Origin of the sequence: Hymenobacter lucidus, assembly GCF_020447265.1 — a bacterium.
Taxonomy (GTDB): Bacteria; Bacteroidota; Bacteroidia; order Cytophagales; family Hymenobacteraceae; genus Hymenobacter; species Hymenobacter lucidus.
In genome coordinates this window covers 90635-109088 of the sequence record NZ_JAJADR010000007.1, presented here as the reverse complement: position 1 = coordinate 109088, position 18454 = coordinate 90635, and the positions used below count along the sequence as shown (strand labels likewise).

The following is an 18454-nucleotide window of genomic DNA, read 5'->3' as shown; positions in this document are numbered from 1 at the left end:
AGCAGTTAATCAGCCTATTGTTTAGCGCCGGTCGCGGCCACCCAGGAAAATGCTGACATAGTATAGTAGCGTAGCCAGGGAGCTGAGGGCGGCCACCACGTAGGTCATGGCGGCCCACCAGAGGGCATCTTTGGCCATCGTGTGCTCCTGGGGCGTTACGATGCCGCGCTTGTCAATCCAGGCCAGGGCCCGGCGGCTGGCGTCAAACTCGACGGGCAGCGTGACAAACGAGAATAGCGTGGTGAGCGAGAACAGCGCAATGCCCACGCCCAATGGAATAACCGTGGTGCGAATCATGAAGACGCCGGCCATCAGAATCCAGGGCATGTAGGTGGATACAGCGCTCAGGGCGGGCACCATAGCCGAGCGGAACTGCAGCATGCTATAGGCTGTGGCGTGCTGCACGGCGTGGCCGCACTCGTGGGCGGCTACGGCGGCGGCGGCGGCACTACGCTCCTCGTACACAGCCTCACTCAGGTTTACGGTCTTATCGGCGGGGTTGTAGTGGTCGGTAAGACGGCCTTCGGCCGAGATGACGCGCACATCGGTGATGCCGTGGTCGGCCAGCATGAGCTCAGCAATCTGCCGGCCTGTCAGGCCCGACTGCAACCCGATTTTGGCGTACTGCGCGAATTTACTGCGCAGCCGCCACTGAATCAGCCAGCTTACTACCATGGCCGCGAGGACCAGGAACATAATCGGACTTGCGTTATAGTGCATGGGGAAAAGTGCGTTAGGAGTGAAACTGGGCCCGGATCCGCTCGACGATGCGCGTGGTGCTGTAGCCCTGTACGAGCGGTACGGTGAGTACCTGCCCGCCATTAGCCAACACCAATTCGTGGCCGACAATTCCACTGACGGCGTAGTCGTCGCCCTTCACCAAAATGTCGGGTTGGACCAGCGTAATCAGCTCCAACGGAGTCGGCTCGTCGAACAGAACCACGGCATCCACAAACAAAAGGGACGCCAGAATCCGGGCGCGTGACACTTCGTCCTGTAGCGGCCGGCCAGGCTTGAGCCGGCTTACCGAAGCGTCGGTATTAAGGCCCAGCACCAGTACGTCGCCCAGGCTACGGGCTTTTTCCAGGTAGTCGACGTGGCCCAGGTGGAGCAGATCGAAGCAGCCGTTGGTAAACACAATTTTGCGGCCGGCGGCGCGCCACTGCTCCAGTTGCGGCAGCAGGGCTTCAGTACCTAGTATTTTGTCTTTACTCCACATCGGTTGTTACTGCTAGAGTTGGCTCGGCCGCCAGTTGCCGTAGCGTTTTGCCCGATTTTACCATGCTAGCCACGAAGCTGATACCACCCATGAGCACCACCAGTATCGTCTGGGAGCCGTGCACAACCAGGGCGTAGGCAATACCGGCTTCCTTACTAATACCGTAGGCCAACAGAATGCCTTGTACCATCACGTGAAACGGTCCGATGCCACCGGCCACCGGAGCTGCCATGCCGAAGGCGCCGAAGGTGAGTACGGCCAGTCCTGCGCGCATATCCAGAGAATAAGTAGCCGGAAAGCACCGGAAGGCCAGGTAGTCCATCAGGTAATACACGAGCCAGGTGAAGAAGGTATGGAGCAGGAAAAGCCCTTTATTCTCCATCTTCAGGATGCTGAAAACACCCGCCAGCAAACCTTTTGCAAACACGACTACCTTGTTGAACAGCGCGCTTTGCCGCAGCCGCTCCAGGTTGCGAAACAACCCATAAGCTAGTCCCAGCAGCAGCAGCAGCCCAATACCGGCTGCCACCAGCAGCGGCGTACGGTTGCGGGCCAGCTCGTCGTAGCGGCCACCCAGCACTTTATCGGTTACAAACGACCAGAAAGTGTTGAAATCGAGCAGCAGAGTGCTGCCTAGTAGTAGCAACAGCACCAGCACGTCGATGACGCGCTCCGTCACGACGGTACCCAGGGCTACTTGTACCGGCACTTTGCTGGTGCGCTGCAGAATAGAGCAGCGGATAACCTCGCCCATGCGCGGCAGCACCATGTTAGCCAGGTAGCCCACCATCATGGCGTGGTATACGTCCCAGAAAGGCGCGGTGTGCTTGGTGGCGTCCAATTGCATCTTCCAACGGTAGGCGCGGCTGAAGTAGCCCAGGCACGAGAGAGTCATCGTGATGATCAGCCAAGAATAGTTGGCTTGCCGCATGTGGCGGCCAATGCTGCTCAAGTCCTGGCCCTGCACGGCATACCACATCAGCAGCCCCGAAACCGATAAGAGCAGGGCGTATTTTAGAATATTAAGCAGTCTTTTCATGAATACCGTCCACGCAACAAATACCGACTATGGGACTCCGCAAGTCCGGCCGCTCCTTGGCCAACAGAGCGGCTGGCTGATCCGGCGCTTTATACCAACCGATTGTGTTGATCCGGAAACACCAGCGTGGGCTTATGCTCACGGGCTTCGGCAAAGTCAATCAGGGCATACGAGAAAATAATAACGATGTCGCCCACGGCCACGCGCCGGGCGGCGGGCCCGTTCAGGCACACCATACCCGAGCCCCGCTCCCCCCGGATGGTGTACGTCTCAAAACGCTCCCCGTTATTGACGTTGACGATGGTAACTTTCTCATTTTCCACCATGTTGGCCGCATCCAGCAGGTCTTCGTCAATCGTGACGCTGCCGACGTAGTGCAGCTCGGCCTGGGTAACTTTGGCCCGGTGAATTTTGGACTTGAGAACTTCGATATGCATGGGTAAAGAACAGGTGATTTTCAGGCTGCAAAGGTAGCTAAATCACGCTGAACCCCTCATGGATGCTCATCAGCCCGGCGTCGCTACGCCAGTGTCACCAGCACATTGTCGATCAGCCGTACGCCGCCCACGTAGGCGGCCAGGCACAACGCTACCACGCTGCCCGGCGTCCAGGTGCCGATGATAGGCTGCAGGGTGCGGCCATCGGCCAGGGCAAAGTATTCGAGCTGAATAGCCGGATCGGCGGCCAGAAACTGCTCTACGGCCTGCTGCACCGCTTCGGGAGTGGATATCTGCTCTTCCACGAGCGAAGCCCCCAATGCTAGAGCTTCGTAGAGCCGGGGCGCTACGGCACGGTCGGCCGGGGCCAGCCGCCGGTTGCGCGACGACATAGCCAGCCCGTCGGCCTCCCGAATGGTCGGGTACGCCACCAGTTCCAGGTCAAACGACAAATCGGCAATGAGCTGCCGGATAACGGCCACTTGCTGCAAATCTTTCTGGCCGAAGTAAGCCCGGTGCGGCCGGCTCAAGTGAAACAGCTTGCTCACCACCGTGGCCACGCCGTTGAAATGCCCCGGCCGGTGTTCCCCTTCCATCACCCGCTCCAGGGGTCCGAAGTCGAAGCGTAGCACCGTGGGCTGCGGGTACATCTGCTCTACTGCGGGCAGAAACAGCGCGGTGCAGCCTGCGGGGCCCAGCAGCTCGGCATCGGCTTCGGGCACGCGGGGGTAGAGGCGGAAGTCTTCGGCGTTGCCAAACTGCGTGGGGTTCACGAATACGCTGACCACCACCACATCATTCTCCTGCGCGGCGGCTCGCACCAGTTGCAGATGCCCTTCGTGGAGCGCCCCCATGGTAGGCACCAAGCCGATGCGCAATTTGTTTTGACGCCAGATTTCGGTCTGGGCTTGCAACGCGGCTGCCGATTGCAGTATCTCCATAGGGTGAAAAGGCCCGTTGGCAGGGTGCCGGGGCTGGTTTAATTGATAATTCGCTCAAAAATGCTTAATTTTGTGCATCCCAAAGTGTTGCCCTATCCCAATCACACCAACTGACTCTATATGTCCAAGTTGAGAATACTTTACGCTGCCACGGAAATTAACCCGTTTTTGCAGACGACCAAGGTAGCGGAGTTTCTGCGTATGCTACCGCAGGGAATGCAGGAGATGGGGATGGAAATCCGCATTTTCGTGCCCCGCTTTGGTATTATCAACGAGCGTAAGAACCGTTTGCATGAGGTAGTGCGCCTGTCCGGCATCAACATCGCCGTGGGTGAGGAGGAAAAGCCGCTTATCATCAAAGTGGCTTCTATTCCAAATGCGAAGCTGCAAGTATACTTCATCGATAACGAAGATTACTTCCACCGCAAGTCGGTGCTGGTCGACAAAAACGATAAGTTCCACGCCGACAACGATGAGCGCGCCATCTTTTTCTGCAAAGGCGTGCTCGAAACCGTGAAAAAGCTGGGCTGGGCACCCGACATCGTTCATTGCAACGACTGGATGACCGGCTTGATTCCGATGTACCTGAAGACCACCTACAAGAAGGATCCTATCTTTAAGGATGCCAAGTCAGTCTTCACGGTCTACAACAACGAGTTCAGCCACAAATTTGAAGGCGACATCATCGAGAAGGCCAAAATGCTGGACATTGATGACGAAATGCTGGCCGCGCTCAAAACGGCCGACTTTGGCGGCTTCATCAAAGTGGGCATGGAATATGCCGACTCCGTGGTGAAATCCGACGAGGACTTCAGCGACAACCTGAACGCCCTGTTTTCGGAGTACTCGCAGAAACGTCAGATCGGCCAGGTTGGTACCGGCGACCAACTGCTTTCCTCTTACTACACGCTTTATAATGAACTGGCCAATTAGCAGCGCCTTCCGAATAGCTTCGGTTTCCCTTGTTTCCACTGCCCTGCTGCTGGCTACCACCAGCTGCGAAGACCCCAACGACCTGGGGGTTGAGCTGCCGGGCACTTCACCTATCAACACTGAATACCGCGACTACCCAGTGGAAGCGGCTACCATCCTGCAGGACTCAGTGGAAACCCTGAATGCCGACCGGGCTTTGGTAGGACGGGTTACGGACAACGTGCTGGGTACCACTACGGCCAAGGTGCTCTACAACCTGCGCACCAGCCCCGATTCACTACCGCACCAGTTTACCAATGCCAAACTCGACTCGGTGGTGGTCGTATCGGCCTTCGACCAGGTGTATGGCAGCTCGGCCCAGCCAGTTCACTTCGACCTGCTTCCGCTGGCGGAACCACTCAACGAGAAGAAAACCTATAACGCGGGCGTCGCTGACGTGGCGTTGGGTTCAGCCATTGGTACCAATCTGATAAGCTCGCTCAACCGAACCAAGAAGGAAGAGCGGGCCAATGGGCTGAAAAAGCTGATCAAGAATGCGGACGGTAACAAGGTTCCGGGCACCGTCGATAGTACGACTACTGTTACCGTTCCAGATCCGACAATTCGGCTGGTGCTGCACAAAGACCAGGTGCGCAACTCCGAGCTGGCTACCCGTTTATTTGGGGCGTTGAACGACGCTTCTTTCACGCAGGCTAAGCTGGACGAAATAATTAAAGGCCTTGCCATTGCTCCTGCTGCAGGGTATAGCAGCGCGGTACTAGGCATTAACCGCTCGGTCGATAACCGGATTTTCGTTTATTTCCACTCGACCAAAACGGGCAGAACGCAGCCCTACGTGCCACAGCCCTACACTATTCGTCTGGGTACTTCCTACGCCAGCAGCGACCCGAACGCTCCACGCTATTACAGCCAGATTTCAACGGCACTGAAAGCGCCCTTCGATGTCTTGGCTAATGGCACGCAATCGGTGCGCACCACTGACAACCTGGCGTATATGCAGGAAGGTGTAGGTTTGGCTGCCAAGCTGACTTTCACGGGGCTGGATGCGTTGCGCGACCAGTCGGCACTGGCCATCAACCGGGCTGAATTGATTATTCCGGTAAAATCGTCGGGCGGCGCCTTGTTTCCCAACCCGACTCAGGCATTCCTCTACGAGCTAAACGCCCAAAATCGGGTGCTACTGCGTACCGTGAACATTTCGCCAGTGGAGCGGATTGTACAGGCAAATCTGCAAAACCAATTAGGACAGGGTAACGAAGCCGTCGTGACCCTATATAACCTCAGCCCGACCAACAAATACTACAGCGTGGTTATCACCACCTATCTGCAGGCTTACTTGGCTAATCAATTGGGTGAGCAGGCCGCCTCTTTGATGCTCAGTCCGGTGCTGCGCCGCTCATTCGGCCTGTCGCTAAATCGGAGCGTACTGGACGCCCAGAAAATTAAGTTGCGCGTATACTCATCCAAGTTGCGCTAAGGATCAGCTGATTTCATACGAATCACTCCGGCACGGCCTTTGTTGAAGGGCCGGGCCGGAGTGATTTTTCTCTCAACATCTCTTTCTCTGACACACTATGTGCGGAATCGTCGCTTACATCGGGTACCGTGAGGCTTGCCCCATTATCATAAAAGGCCTGCGTCGCCTGGAGTACCGCGGCTACGACTCGGCAGGCGTTGCCCTGCTGAACGGAGCCCTGAACGTTTATAAGAAGAAGGGCAAAGTTCAGGAACTTGAGAACTTCATTGCCGAGAAGGATACGCACGCGCACATTGGCATGGGCCACACGCGCTGGGCTACCCACGGCGAACCGAACGATTCAAATGCTCACCCGCACTACTCTACCTCCGAGCGGATTGCCATCATCCACAACGGCATCATCGAGAACTACGCGGCTCTGAAGACCCACTTGCAGAAGCAAGGCCACGTTTTTCACTCCGATACCGACACGGAAGTCTTCGTCAATCTGATTGAGGAAATCCAGAAGCAGAACAGCTGCTCGCTGGAAGAGGCCGTGCGCTTGGCCCTGCACGAAGTAGTAGGAGCCTACGCCATCGTGGTACTGAGCAAAGACGACCCTAATCAGCTGATTGCGGCCCGTAAAGGCTCCCCGCTGGTAATCGGTATCGGCAAAGATGAGTTCTTCCTGGCTTCGGATGCTACGCCCATCATTGAGTATACCAACGAGGTAGTGTATGTGAACGACTACGAAATCGTAGTTATCCGCGACGGTAAGCTCGATATCCGCTCGAAGGAAGACGTGCAGCAGACGCCGTATATCCAGAAGCTGGAGTTGGAGCTGGACAGCATTGAGAAAGGCGGCTACGAGCATTTCATGCTCAAGGAAATCTTCGAACAGCCCCGCTCTATCCTCGATTCCATGCGGGGTCGTCTGGAGCTGGAGGCCGGCCACCTGAACATGGGCGGTATCCGGGCCTACGAGCGGAAGTTTGTCAATGCCGACCGGATCATCATCGTGGCCTGCGGTACTTCGTGGCACGCCGGCTTGGTAGCAGAATACCTCATTGAGGACCTGGCCCGCATTCCGGTGGAAGTGGAATACGCCTCCGAGTTCCGCTACCGCAACCCCATTATCACCGAGCGCGACATCGTGCTGGCTATTTCTCAGTCGGGCGAAACGGCCGACACGCTGGCGGCCATTGAGTTGGCCAAGAGCAAAGGCGCTACCATCTTCGGTATCTGCAACGTGGTAGGCTCGAGCATTGCTCGCGCTACCGACGCGGGTGCTTACACGCACGCCGGCCCCGAAATTGGGGTGGCTTCGACCAAGGCTTTCACGGCCCAGGTTACGGTACTGACGCTGCTGGCCATGATTGTGGGCCACAAGCGCGGCACTCTTACCGACTCTAAGCTGCGGGAACTGATGGTAGAGTTGAGCAACATTCCATCGAAAGTTGAAAAGGCGCTGTTGCTAAACAATGAGATTGAGGCCATTGCCGAAATCTTCAAGGATTCGACTAACTTCCTGTATTTGGGCCGCGGCTACAACTTCCCTGTAGCCCTGGAAGGTGCGCTTAAGCTCAAGGAAATCAGCTACATCCACGCCGAAGGCTATCCGGCGGCCGAGATGAAGCACGGTCCGATTGCGCTTATCGACGAGAACATGCCCGTGGTGGTTATTGCTACCAAAGACAGCTCGTACGAGAAAGTAGTATCGAACATCCAGGAAGTGAAGGCCCGCAAAGGCCGCATCATTGCCGTAGTAACGGAAGGCGACACAGTAATTCCGGCTATGGCTGAATTCACCATCGAGGTACCCGCTACGAGCGAAGTACTGATGCCATTGGTATCGGTGATTCCGCTGCAGCTGCTTTCCTACCACATTGCCGTTCTGCGCGGCTGCAACGTCGACCAGCCCCGTAACTTGGCTAAGTCGGTGACGGTAGAGTAAGTTTTGTACATCACTGAATACAAAAAGAGCGCCTCCGCAAAGGGCGCTCTTTTTATGCCTTTCCAATTCTATATAAGGTCAATTACTACCTCTTTCAGTGTATGAAAGCAGCTTTATCCCCGACGCGTTTTTCACAGTCAACTGTTTCGTTTTTAATAGGAATTACCGGCGTCCTAAGCCTGCTGCCCTTCGTGGCGCTATGCTGGTATGCTCACCCGTCGGCCGATGATTTTCTGACCGCCAACGATGTGAGCAAACACGGGCACTGGGGCTACATTTCTTATATGTATTACCATTGGACGGGCCGCTACACCGCTGCTGCGCTGTGGGGGCTGCTGAATCCGGTGGCTTACGGTTACATCACTGAGGGCTACGGTCTCGTGTGCCTGCTGATGATTCTGCTGCTGCCCGTAGCGGCTTATCTGCTATTCCGTGTGCTGCTGGGCGAGCAGTACAAGCGGCGGTACGCCTGGCTAGCGGCAGGAGCACTAACGGCTCTTTTCCTGTTTCAAATGCCAAGCCCGGCAGAAGGGTTCTACTGGATTACCAGTGACTACAACTATATGGTACCGGCCTGCTTAACGCTACTGTTGCTGGGTGCCTTGGTGCGCCATGCCAACATGCCGGCCGGGGCTGCTCGCCGCAAGTGGCTGGGTGTTGCGGCGCTGCTAGCCAGTGTAGTAGTAGGCGGCAACGAAACCAATGCCCTGCCCCTGCTGGTTGGCCTCGGCAGCTTCACCCTGCTGCGCTGCATCCAACAGCGCCGGATCGATTGGGAATATATGCTGCTCAGCGCGGTGGTAGTGGCCGCCTGTGCCGTGGCGTTTCTGGCGCCCGGCAACTTCGTCCGGATGCATGAGCACCGGCAACAGTACACGGTGCTGCAAGCCGTCGACAGGGGCGCGCTGTCGGCCTACCGGTGCCTGATCAACTGGCTGGGCAACGGGGTACTGCTGGCTATTACCGTGCTGCTGGCCCCGCTCAGCTACCGCCTAAGCCGCGTGCCGGACCTACCCTTGAACCGGCTGGCGCAAAACCCGCTCTTTATTACTCTGTTGCTACCCGTTTCGGTTATTATCGTCTTCTCGCTGGCGCATTATGCTACCAGCACATCCATGCCGCCTCGCTCCCAGAACGTGCTGTACTTATTTTTTCTGGTGGGCTGGTTTGTGAATGCCCACGCCTGGGCCCGGCGCTATTGGAGCCGCGCTACTGCACCGGCCGACGCGGTGCCGGCTTATGCTCACTGGCTGCTTGTGGGCTGGGTGGTACTGGCGTTTGCAGTGGGGCATCGGTTCCGAGCCCGGGGCCGCGAAAAAGTCGACAATACCAACAACATCATGCTAGCCTACCAGGACTGGCTAAGCGGCGCGGCGGCGCGCTACGATGCGCAGTTGACGGCCCGCTACCAATACCTGCACTCCTGGGAGTCGGCCAACACTCCGGACGTGGTAGTAGAACCGCTGCGCAACCCGTCGAAAACGCTGCTTTTCTACGACATTACTCCTACTACCGACGATTGGTCGAATCAGGCTTACGCCGAGTTTTTCGGTAAAAAAAGTATCCGAGTGTCGGCAGAGCAGGTCGTTGCGCCTTGAGGATTACCGCCGCTTCATGCCATCCTGTAGCTGCGTGCAGCTACCGGCCCACCGTTATTGCTTAGCTTTCTGCCTTAAAACTTACCTGCCTTTCCCAACTTACTTCTTATGGCCAACACCATCATTTACTCACCCGAAGCCCCTGCTCCTATCGGCCCCTACAGCCAGGCTATTCAGGCCGGCAACACCGTGTACGTCTCGGGCCAGGTTGCCTTGGATGCTACCACCGGCCAGCTCGTTGGCAATGGCGACGTAGCCGCCGAAACCCACCAGGTGATGCGTAACCTGCAGGCCGTGCTGGGCGCCGCCGGCCTCACCCTGCGCGACGTGGTGAAGTGCAGCATCTTCGTGAAAGACCTCGGCAACTTTGGCCTGATCAACGAAATCTACGGTAGCTACTTCGAGGCCGACTACGCCCCGGCCCGCGAAACCGTGGAAGTAAGCCGCCTGCCTAAAGACGTGCAGGTAGAAATTTCGTGCATCGCCGTAAAATAGAGCCTTGGTGAGGTAGTGAAATAGTGAGTTTTTCGTTCTGACTGTGTGCTATTGCGCATATTGAACAACAACTCGCTATTTCACCACTTCACAATTTCACTGTATGAAAGAACTTGGACTAGGCTTGCTCCTGCTCGGCCTGCTGTCGTTGATTTTGCCTTCGCTGGGCATGAAATCCATGCTCCTCACCTGGATTGACCAGTGGGGCGCCACCGTGGCCTGGGTTATCCGGGGCGGCATCACGCTGCTGGGTCTCATCCTCTACCTAACCTTCCGCAATCGGGAGTAGTGGTGATTTAGTGAGATAATGAAATGGTAAGTTTGTCGTTCTGACCGCGCAAATAGCGCCAACGGAACAACAACTCACCATTTCACCATCTCACTAAATCACCATTTGATCTTTGTACCTTCGCGGCACGTTTCTAGTCAGATTCGACGCGAATTTCTGTTTTTATGGAGAGAGAAGTACGGGTGCGCTTTGCGCCCAGCCCTACGGGACCGTTACATATCGGTGGCGTGCGCACGGCGCTGTATAACTATTTGTTTGCCCGCAAGATGGGCGGTAAGATGCTATTGCGCATCGAAGACACCGACCAGAACCGCTTCGTGCCCGGTGCTGAAAAGTACATTGCCGAATCCCTGAAATGGTGCGGCATCGAGCTCGACGAAAGCCCGTGGAGCGAGACGCCCGGCCCGCACGCGCCCTACCGGCAGAGTGAGCGGAAGCCGATGTATATGCAGTACGCCATGCAGCTCATCAACAGCGGCCATGCCTACTATGCCTTCGACTCGCCTGAAGAGCTGGACGCCATGCGCGCCCGCCTAACGGCCGCCAAGGTGCCCAACCCGCAGTACAACAGCATTACGCGCACTCAGATGCGCAACTCCCTCACGCTGCCCGAAGACGAGGTGAAGCAACTGCTCGACAGCGGCGCGCCCTACGTGATTCGTCTGAAAGTGCCGCGCAAGGAGGAAGTACGCTTCAACGACATGATTCGGGGCTGGGTAGTGGTCCATTCCAGCAGCATCGACGACAAGGTGCTGATGAAGTCGGACGGCATGCCGACCTATCACCTGGCCAACATCGTGGATGACCATCTGATGGAAATCACCCACGTAATCCGGGGCGAAGAGTGGCTGCCCTCGGCCCCGCTGCACGTGCTGCTCTACCGCTATTTCGGCTGGGAAGACACCATGCCGCAGTTTGCCCACCTGCCCCTGCTGCTCAAGCCCGACGGCACCGGCAAGCTCAGCAAACGCGACGGCGACAAGCTCGGCTTCCCCGTATTCCCGCTCGAATGGCACGGTGTGGACTCCGAAACCGGCCAGCCCACGGTGAGCAGCGGCTACCGCGAGAGTGGTTACCTGCCCGACGCCTTCATCAACTTCCTGGCCTTTCTGGGCTGGAACCCCGGCTCCCAGCAGGAAATTTTCTCCATGCCGGAGCTGATTGAGGCTTTCAGCATTGAGCGGGTGAGCAAGTCGCCGGCCCGCTTCGACCAGAACAAGGTGCGCTGGTACAACGAGCATTACCTGCGCGCCAAGCCCGATACCGAGCTGGCCCAGTTCCTGCTCACGGCCCTGCGAGAGCACAACATCGAGTGCTCCGAAGAGAAGGCCGTGCAGATTGTAGGCGCAATGAAGGAACGCGTGACCTTCCCGCAGGACTTCTGGCGCGAGGCGCAGTACTTCTTTATTGCCCCCGAAAGCTACGACGAGCAGGTCATCAGCAAGAAGTGGAATGCCGCTACGGCTTCGGCTTTGCTGCAATTTGCCCAGGAGCTGCCCGCCCACAACGATACTACGCCCGAGGGCATCAAAACCCTGCTGACGATGGTGTTGGAGCGCCAGGGCGTGAAAATCGGGCAGGTATTGCAGGCTTTGCGCACGGTAGTTACCGGTGTAGCCGCCGGCCCCGACCTGATGGCCATTATGAGCATCATTGGGGCGCAGGAAACGGCGCAGCGCATTGAATCCGCCGTGGCGCGCCTGGCCGACAAAGCCAGCGCCTAACCAGCCGTTTTAAAATTCGGGCATCCGGCACCGGGGCCGCTTCGTACTATCGGTACGGAGCGGCCTTCGTGTTTGGGCAAGGCGCTGGCGTAGCACACACCTACCTACGGACGACATCATGGCTAAGAAACCCGTCAACAAGAGCAAGAAAACCGACCCCGAGAAAAAAGCCCGGGTGCACAAAGACCTGGAAGGCTTCGAAATCAAGGTCAATCCGCTGGGCGAAATCACCTCCAACTACTCCATCGAGGAAATCAACCACTTCCTCAACCAGCACGTGCGCGACAAGAAGCTGGTGAACCGCGACGGACAGTTTGGCGAGAAGGTCGAAGACGACGAAGATTTTCCGTTGGAAAACGGGGCGGCCGAACCCGAAGAGTCCGACGAAGACTTCATGCGCCGCACCAGCACTGAGGCCAAGAAGAAGGGCGCGAAAAACGAGCCCGAAGCCGACGCTGAAGCCGACGTGCGTGGCGAGTTAAGCAAAGAATAAGCTGTTTGGTCTTCTCTGCAAAGGATATTTAGCGGCGCTTTTCCAATGGAAGAGCGCCGCTTTATTTTGGGGCTACTTCCCCTGATTATTGGCAGTTTGCTATACTTGGGCTCGTTATTCGCCTTAACCTCTCGCATATGCAGTCCCACGACGTAGATTACCGCATTCTTGGCTCCGACATCCAGGTGCTGGAAGTGGAGCTTGACCCCAATGAAACCGTCATTGCTGAAGCCGGCGCCATGGTGTACATGGAAGAAGGCATAGCCTTCGAAACCAAGATGGGCGACGGCTCGGAGCCCGACCAGGGCATTTTGGGCAAGCTGTTCTCGGCCGGTACCCGCCTGATTACCGGCGAATCGCTGTTTATGACCCACTTTACGCACCGGGGCGGCTACGGCAAAAGCCGCGTAGCCTTTTCGGCCCCCTACCCCGGCACCATTATCCCGGTAGACCTGGGCACCATGCCCCAGGGCCTAATCGTACAGAAGGATGGATTTCTGGCCGCGGCCCGGGGTACCAAAATCGGGATTCACTTCAACCAGAAGTTTGGGGCCGGCTTTTTTGGCGGGGAGGGCTTCATTCTGGAAAAGCTAACCGGCGACGGTAAAGCTTTTATTCACGCGGGCGGTACCATCATCGAGAAGCAACTCAATAACGAGCTGCTGCGCGTGGATACGGGCTGCGTGGTAGCTTTCGAGCCCAGCATCAACTTCAGCATTGCCCGCGCCGGCGGCCTGAAATCCATGATTTTTGGCGGCGAAGGGCTGTTGCTGGCCACCCTGCAAGGTACTGGCCGGGTGTGGCTGCAGTCGATGCCGGTGAAAAAGCTGATTCAGGCGCTGGCACCCAATGGCGGCAATGCCTCGAAAGAAAGTGGCAGCGTACTAGGCCGCCTAGTAGGCGGCGTGCTGGACGAGTAAACGTAGAGTCGATAGAATGTCCCGCCGTTACTGGTTCGTAGCCGGAGCAGTGACGGCGGCGCTTATCGTGTTGGGTGCGCGGCCCGGCTCTTCATCGGGCAGGTGAGCGGCAATAACGGCCAGACTAGCCAGCAGGGCGAAGATCAGCAGGCTGAGCAGGCCAGCCGTGGCTTTAGCACTTAGCCCCGATGATTCGGAGGAATGGCTACGCTTGCGGCGGGAAACGTAGGGGCGAGAAGAAGAGGTCGGAATAGCGGGCACGGGTGTGAGCGTGAACGTTAATAATCCGACAATATATAAGTTATTATATTAGAACAAGTCCGGGCAACGCAAAAAATATTGCCATAGGTTAAAAGTTTACCCGATTCTTTATAAATATTTGAGAATAACTTCAGTAGCCTGATTTCAGCACCGTTTCTGATGCCGTGATGAATCAAGGTTATTTGGCATTTTAACCGAGCAATTGTGCTTTCCCAAGCCCTAGGTTAACTGATAGGGCCAGTCTGAAAAGAGAGCTTTATGAGGCTATACCTGGCGTAGTACCTCTTCGATGATTTCGCGGGAATTGCTCAAGCGTGGCACTTTGTGCTGGCCGCCGAGTTTGCCTTTGCTAGCCAGCCAACGAGTAAATGTGCCGGTGCTGGCCACGGTGAGCATTGGCGGCTCCAGGGCCAGGTTGCGGTGCCGCTTGGCGTCGTAATCCGAATTCAGCTCCCGCAACTTCTGGTCGAGCACAGCGGTGAACCGCTCTGGCTGCTGGGGCGGCTGGCTGAACTCGATAAGCCACTGGTGGCCGCCCCGGGAAGCGGCTGAGGCGTCAAAGTAGATGGGGGCGGCAGTATAGTCGCGCACGGTGGTACCGGTGGCGCGGCAGGCGGCGGCAATGGCGGCATCGGCATTTTCGATGACGACTTCCTCGCCAAAGGCATTCAGAAAGTGCTTGGTACGGCCCGTAATGCGGATACGGTAGGGCGCCAGGCTGGTGAAGCGCACCGTATCGCCGATGCTGTAGCGCCACAGCCCCGCATTGGTACTGAGCACCAGGGCGTAGGTTTTGCCCAACTCTACTTGATCCAGCGGCACGGCTTGCGGGTGTTCGGCATCAAACTGGTCGAGGGGCATAAACTCGTAGTAGATGCCGTGGTCGAGCAGCAGCAGCAGGTCTTCGGAGCCCCGCTGATCCTGCAGGGCCAGGTAGCCCTCGGAGGCATTGTAGATTTCGAGGTAGCTCATCTGCTCCGAGGGAATCAGCTGGCGAAACAGCTCCCGATACGGCCCAAACGCCACCGCCCCGTGCAGAAACAAACTCAGGTTGGGCCATACCTCCGTGATATTGCTAGCCCCGGCCAGCTCCGTCACGCGGCGCAGCAGCACAATCATCCAGGTGGGCACACCGGCCAGCACCGACACGTCTACCGTGAGTACGTGGCGGGCAATGCGCTCAATCTTCTCCTCCCACTCATCCAGCAAGGCCAGCTCCAGGGGCGGGGTACGCAGGTATTCGGCCCACGACGGCAGATTCTGCATGATGACGGCCGACACATCACCGACGCGGGAATCGGCCTCGTCGGGCCGAAACGGGTTGGGAGCGTGCGTACCACCCAAGGACAGCGTTTTGCCCGCCAGCACGCGGTTTTCGGGGTATAAAGCCGTGGCTAGGGCCGTCATGTCGCGGCCGGCGCGGTAGTGGCACTCGTGCAGGGCCTCGCGAGTAACGGGAATAAATTTGCTGCGGGCGTTGGTAGTACCGCTCGACTTGGCAAACCACTGCACCCGGCCGGGCCAGAGCACGTCGGGCTCCCCGCGCAGCACCCGCTCGATGGCCGGATACAGCGCTTCGTAGCTGCTGATGGGCACCCGCCGGGCAAACTCGGCCGCATTAGGGGCATCCGCGAAGCCGTAGCGCTGCCCCCATTCCGTGGCCCGGGCCTTCAGTAGCAGTTCCTGTAGCACCCGTGCCTGCACCTCGTGCGGATGCTGGCGAAAATGGTCGATGCTGGCTAGCCGCCGCTGCACGGTCCAGGTCAGGATAGAATCAATCATTCAGGGTCGATTGCCGGGTGGGAAAGCAGGTTGTCAGGCGAAATAAACGCCTTTTCACCGAAGCATGCTTTGGTGGGTGGGCCCTATACGCAAATTGGCCCGACCGGGCTGCCACGCCTGAAATCGGTGCCTCGCCCCTGCTCCCGGTTTAGATTTTGCGCTTGTACTCGAAGTGCTTGCCCAGGTACACGCGGCGCACGGTTTCGTCGGCGGCCAGTTCCTCGGCGGTACCGGCCTTGAGCAGCTTGCCCTCGAAGAGCAGATAGGCCCGGTCGACGATGCTGAGCGTTTCGTTCACGTTGTGGTCGGTGATGAGGATGCCGATGTTCTTGTGCTTGAGCTTAGCCACGATGCCCTGAATTTCTTCCACAGCAATGGGGTCCACGCCGGCGAAGGGCTCGTCGAGCAGCACAAACTTGGGGTCGACGGCCAGGGCACGGGCAATTTCGGTGCGCCGCCGCTCCCCGCCGCTCAGCACCCGGCCCATGTTCTTACGCACGTGGGTGAGGCTGAACTCATTGAGAAGCTCTTCCATCTTGTCGCGCTGGGCTTTTTTGGAGAGCTTGGTCATTTCCAGCACGGCCAGAATATTCTCCTCTACCGTCAGGTCGCGGAACACGGAGGCCTCCTGGGCTAGGTAGCCCACGCCGCGCAAGGCCCGCTGGTAAATGGGCATTTTGGTGATGTCCTCATCGTCGAGAAACACCCGGCCGCTGTTGGGCTTCACCATGCCTACGGTCATGTAGAAGCAGGTGGTTTTGCCAGCTCCGTTGGGCCCGAGCAGTCCCACGATTTCGCCCTGCTCCACCGACAGCGACATATCGTTGACGACGGTTCGGGACTTGTAGGTTTTTACTAGGTGTTCAGCGCGCAGAATCATTGAGGCAAAGGTAGGCGTTAGGAATCAGAAGCCGGGGCGGGAGAAACGGGCCGAAAAAGTGGCCTTGTAGGTAGTATTCGAACTTCTGCCGGTTAGCCGAGCGGCTTCAGCACCTGGCCGCGCAGCTGGAGCTGGGCCGGTGTGGGCGCGGGGACTTCGTCCAGGGCATTCTTCACTTCCACCTCAAACTCGCGGGGCGTGGCCTGGCGCTCCTGAGTGGTTTTGGCCGCGCCCGACTGAAACCGGACTTTTACGGCGTCGTTGGTGGTAGGCTCCACGAGGGGGCGCAGCAGCTTTTCCGCGTTGCCCATGTCCACGGCCGTGCCATTCACGGCCACGATTACGTCGCCTTCCTGCAGGCCGAAGGCATTTTCATCGGCCTTGGTGCCAGCCACCAGAAACTGCTTTTTCTCGGTGTCGTAGCTGAAGCCGAGCTGGCCAAACGCCTTGATGGTGCGGCGGCCCGTGGCCTGATAGCGCCACCCGATTTTATCGAAGTACTCAGCGTAGGGCAAAGGCTGGTTGCCGATGACGTACTGGTCGAAAAACTGCTGAATGGCGGGGTTGGTGAGGGCCACCACTTCCGGAATCAGCGCGGCATCCTCGAAGGAGCGGGTGGGACCGTACTTGGCGCGCAGGGCCAGCAGCACGTCGCGCAGGCTCTGGCGGCCCTGGCTCAGCTCCTGAATCCGGATATCGAGCAGCAGGCCGATGAGGGCGCCCTTGTCGTACACGTTGTCGTACATGTCCTTGTAGGGCGCCTCCAGAATTTTGCGGCTCATTTCGGTGAAGGAAACCGTGGGGTACTTGTCGGCCTTGTCGATTTTCTCCTTCATCCGCTCCCGAAACTCGGTGGGCGTGCTCAAGCCGCCGCGCACCTGCACGAGCTGGGCAATGTACTCCGTAACGCCCTCGTAGAGCCACAGGTGCTGCGACATCTTAGGGTTGCGGAAGTCGAACTCGCCGATTTCGCGGCTGTGAATGTTGAGCGGGGCTAGCATGTGCAGAAACTCGTGCGAGGCCACTTCCTGCACCATGCTGCGCAGGCGTTCTTCCTGGGGCACTTCGGGCAGAAAATATACCGACGAATACGAGTGCTCCATAGCCCCGTAGCCGCCGTTTTTGCTGGCCAGCGGCGAGGAGAAGCTCGGGAAGTACATCAGAAAATGGTAGGTCGGCACCGGCATCTGGCCGAAGAACTTGGTGAGGGCCTCGGCCATAGGGCGCATAATCTCGCGCACCTGCACGGCCTTCACCGCCCCGGTTTCCGACACTACTGACACCGAAATCCGGGCGCCGCCGGTGCTAAAGCTGGCCGTATCGGGGCGGCTGTAGAGAATAGGCGCGTCGGCCAGCTCCACGTAGCTATCAGCCGTAAACACGTCCTGGGTGGGCGTGGCGCGCTTCACCGGCAGGGAAGTGGCACCGTAGAGGTCGGCGGGCTTAGCCACTGTCACCTGGTAGGGCTGCATCTTATAGCCTTCGAGGTAGCCGTAGAGGCCGTAATGGTTGAGCACGAAGTTCTGGCCGGCCTCGAAGTTGGTGCCGCCGGGCTGGAAGATGAAGCCGTCGTCCTGCTTCACGTCCCAGGTATCGTCTACCAGGTATTCGATACGCGCCAGACTGCCCGCTTTTTCGATGACGAACAGGTTGGCTCCCTGCTGCTTTACTTTCAGCTTCTGACCCTTCCGGTCGAAGGCCGTAAAGCCCTGTACGAAGCGGCCGTAGTCTTTCTTGGAGTAAGAGCCGGGCACTACCGAGGGCATCACATAGGTAGCCTGCGCCTCCTTTACGGGCGGCGTATTGATAACGACCCGTACCCGGTCGTTAGCTGGCTGTTGCAGGTCGAGGCTGATCTGGTAGCCGGCGGACTGCTGGGCTACTGCCGGAACCGCCGCAGCCAGCCCCAGCCCAAGGGCGAGATAATACAGTTTCATGAGTCGAAAAAATAGGATAGCAACCGAGGGCTACAACGCCCGGCGAAGGTACGCAGTACGTAGGGGCAGCCCAAATTGCCGGGCGAGGCCGTAAGT

Annotated in this window: 18 protein-coding genes; 9 read left to right on the top strand and 9 right to left on the bottom strand. The window is 57.9% G+C overall.

Going from position 1 to position 18454, the window contains the following annotated elements; all coding sequences use genetic code 11:
• Nucleotides 1-21: 21 nt before the first annotated feature.
• The 5 genes from LGH74_RS20715 to panC all read right to left on the bottom strand — a co-directional run bounded on the left by LGH74_RS20715 (nt 22) and on the right by panC (nt 3636).
• Nucleotides 22-696, bottom strand: coding sequence for a zinc metallopeptidase (locus LGH74_RS20715; protein ID WP_226179289.1), 675 nt, complete (start codon nt 694-696; stop codon nt 22-24).
• A 37-nt stretch (nt 697-733) separates the two neighbouring features.
• The gene (gene rfaE2, locus LGH74_RS20710) at nt 734-1219 is read right to left on the bottom strand and encodes a D-glycero-beta-D-manno-heptose 1-phosphate adenylyltransferase (RefSeq protein WP_226179286.1); all 486 of its coding nucleotides are present in this window, start codon (nt 1217-1219) and stop codon (nt 734-736) included.
• Nucleotides 1209-2258 carry a lysylphosphatidylglycerol synthase transmembrane domain-containing protein gene (locus tag LGH74_RS20705; protein WP_226179283.1) on the bottom strand — a complete coding sequence of 350 codons (1050 nt, stop codon included), beginning with the start codon at nt 2256-2258 and terminating at the stop codon, nt 1209-1211. The genes rfaE2 and LGH74_RS20705 overlap by 11 nt, the downstream gene beginning before the upstream one ends.
• An 89-nt stretch (nt 2259-2347) precedes the next feature.
• Nucleotides 2348-2695 carry an aspartate 1-decarboxylase gene (gene panD / locus LGH74_RS20700; protein ID WP_135465486.1) on the bottom strand — a complete coding sequence of 116 codons (348 nt, stop codon included), beginning with the start codon at nt 2693-2695 and terminating at the stop codon, nt 2348-2350.
• Nucleotides 2696-2778: 83 nt separating this feature from the next.
• On the bottom strand, nt 2779-3636 hold the full coding sequence (gene panC, locus LGH74_RS20695; protein ID WP_226179280.1) for a pantoate--beta-alanine ligase: 858 nt from the start codon (nt 3634-3636) through the stop codon (nt 2779-2781).
• A gap of 120 nt (nt 3637-3756) precedes the next feature.
• On the opposite strand from panC, the gene LGH74_RS20690 reads away from it, so the two are divergent.
• From LGH74_RS20690 to LGH74_RS20650, 9 genes are all read left to right on the top strand, one after another.
• Complete coding sequence (locus tag LGH74_RS20690) at nt 3757-4569, top strand: glycogen/starch synthase (protein ID WP_226179277.1); 813 nt, start codon at nt 3757-3759, stop codon at nt 4567-4569.
• Entirely contained in the window at nt 4553-6046 is a 1494-nt protein-coding gene (locus tag LGH74_RS20685; RefSeq protein ID WP_226179274.1) for a DUF4270 family protein, read from the top strand. Before LGH74_RS20690 ends, LGH74_RS20685 begins: the two co-directional genes overlap by 17 nt.
• A 97-nt stretch (nt 6047-6143) precedes the next feature.
• Complete coding sequence (gene glmS / locus LGH74_RS20680) at nt 6144-7979, top strand: glutamine--fructose-6-phosphate transaminase (isomerizing) (RefSeq protein ID WP_226179271.1); 1836 nt, start codon at nt 6144-6146, stop codon at nt 7977-7979.
• A 101-nt stretch (nt 7980-8080) separates the two neighbouring features.
• Nucleotides 8081-9577: a DUF6056 family protein gene (locus tag LGH74_RS20675; RefSeq protein WP_226179268.1), complete on the top strand. Its 1497-nt coding sequence runs from the start codon at nt 8081-8083 to the stop codon at nt 9575-9577.
• A gap of 108 nt (nt 9578-9685) precedes the next feature.
• A complete protein-coding gene (locus tag LGH74_RS20670; RefSeq protein WP_226179265.1) occupies nt 9686-10072 on the top strand; it encodes a RidA family protein in 387 nt (128 codons plus the stop codon).
• A gap of 103 nt (nt 10073-10175) precedes the next feature.
• Nucleotides 10176-10361 carry a hypothetical protein gene (locus LGH74_RS20665; protein ID WP_226179262.1) on the top strand — a complete coding sequence of 62 codons (186 nt, stop codon included), beginning with the start codon at nt 10176-10178 and terminating at the stop codon, nt 10359-10361.
• 164 nt (nt 10362-10525) lie between these two features.
• The gene (gltX, locus tag LGH74_RS20660; protein WP_226179258.1) at nt 10526-12085 is read left to right on the top strand and encodes a glutamate--tRNA ligase; all 1560 of its coding nucleotides are present in this window, start codon (nt 10526-10528) and stop codon (nt 12083-12085) included.
• 118 nt (nt 12086-12203) lie between these two features.
• Nucleotides 12204-12578 (top strand): hypothetical protein, encoded by a 375-nt coding sequence (locus LGH74_RS20655; RefSeq protein ID WP_226179255.1) that lies wholly within the window; start codon nt 12204-12206, stop codon nt 12576-12578.
• A 137-nt stretch (nt 12579-12715) separates the two neighbouring features.
• On the top strand, nt 12716-13498 hold the full coding sequence (locus LGH74_RS20650) for a TIGR00266 family protein (protein ID WP_226179251.1): 783 nt from the start codon (nt 12716-12718) through the stop codon (nt 13496-13498).
• Between the two features lie 27 nt (nt 13499-13525).
• Here LGH74_RS20650 and LGH74_RS20645 read toward each other — a convergent pair whose 3' ends face one another.
• From LGH74_RS20645 to LGH74_RS20630, 4 genes are all read right to left on the bottom strand, one after another.
• Nucleotides 13526-13759 carry a hypothetical protein gene (locus LGH74_RS20645; protein WP_226179248.1) on the bottom strand — a complete coding sequence of 78 codons (234 nt, stop codon included), beginning with the start codon at nt 13757-13759 and terminating at the stop codon, nt 13526-13528.
• Nucleotides 13760-14023: 264 nt separating this feature from the next.
• Nucleotides 14024-15541 (bottom strand): GH3 auxin-responsive promoter family protein, encoded by a 1518-nt coding sequence (locus LGH74_RS20640; protein WP_226179244.1) that lies wholly within the window; start codon nt 15539-15541, stop codon nt 14024-14026.
• 148 nt (nt 15542-15689) lie between these two features.
• Nucleotides 15690-16421: an LPS export ABC transporter ATP-binding protein gene (gene lptB / locus LGH74_RS20635; protein ID WP_226179241.1), complete on the bottom strand. Its 732-nt coding sequence runs from the start codon at nt 16419-16421 to the stop codon at nt 15690-15692.
• A gap of 92 nt (nt 16422-16513) precedes the next feature.
• Nucleotides 16514-18358, bottom strand: coding sequence for a M61 family metallopeptidase (locus tag LGH74_RS20630; RefSeq protein WP_226179238.1), 1845 nt, complete (start codon nt 18356-18358; stop codon nt 16514-16516).
• Nucleotides 18359-18454: the final 96 nt, after the last annotated feature.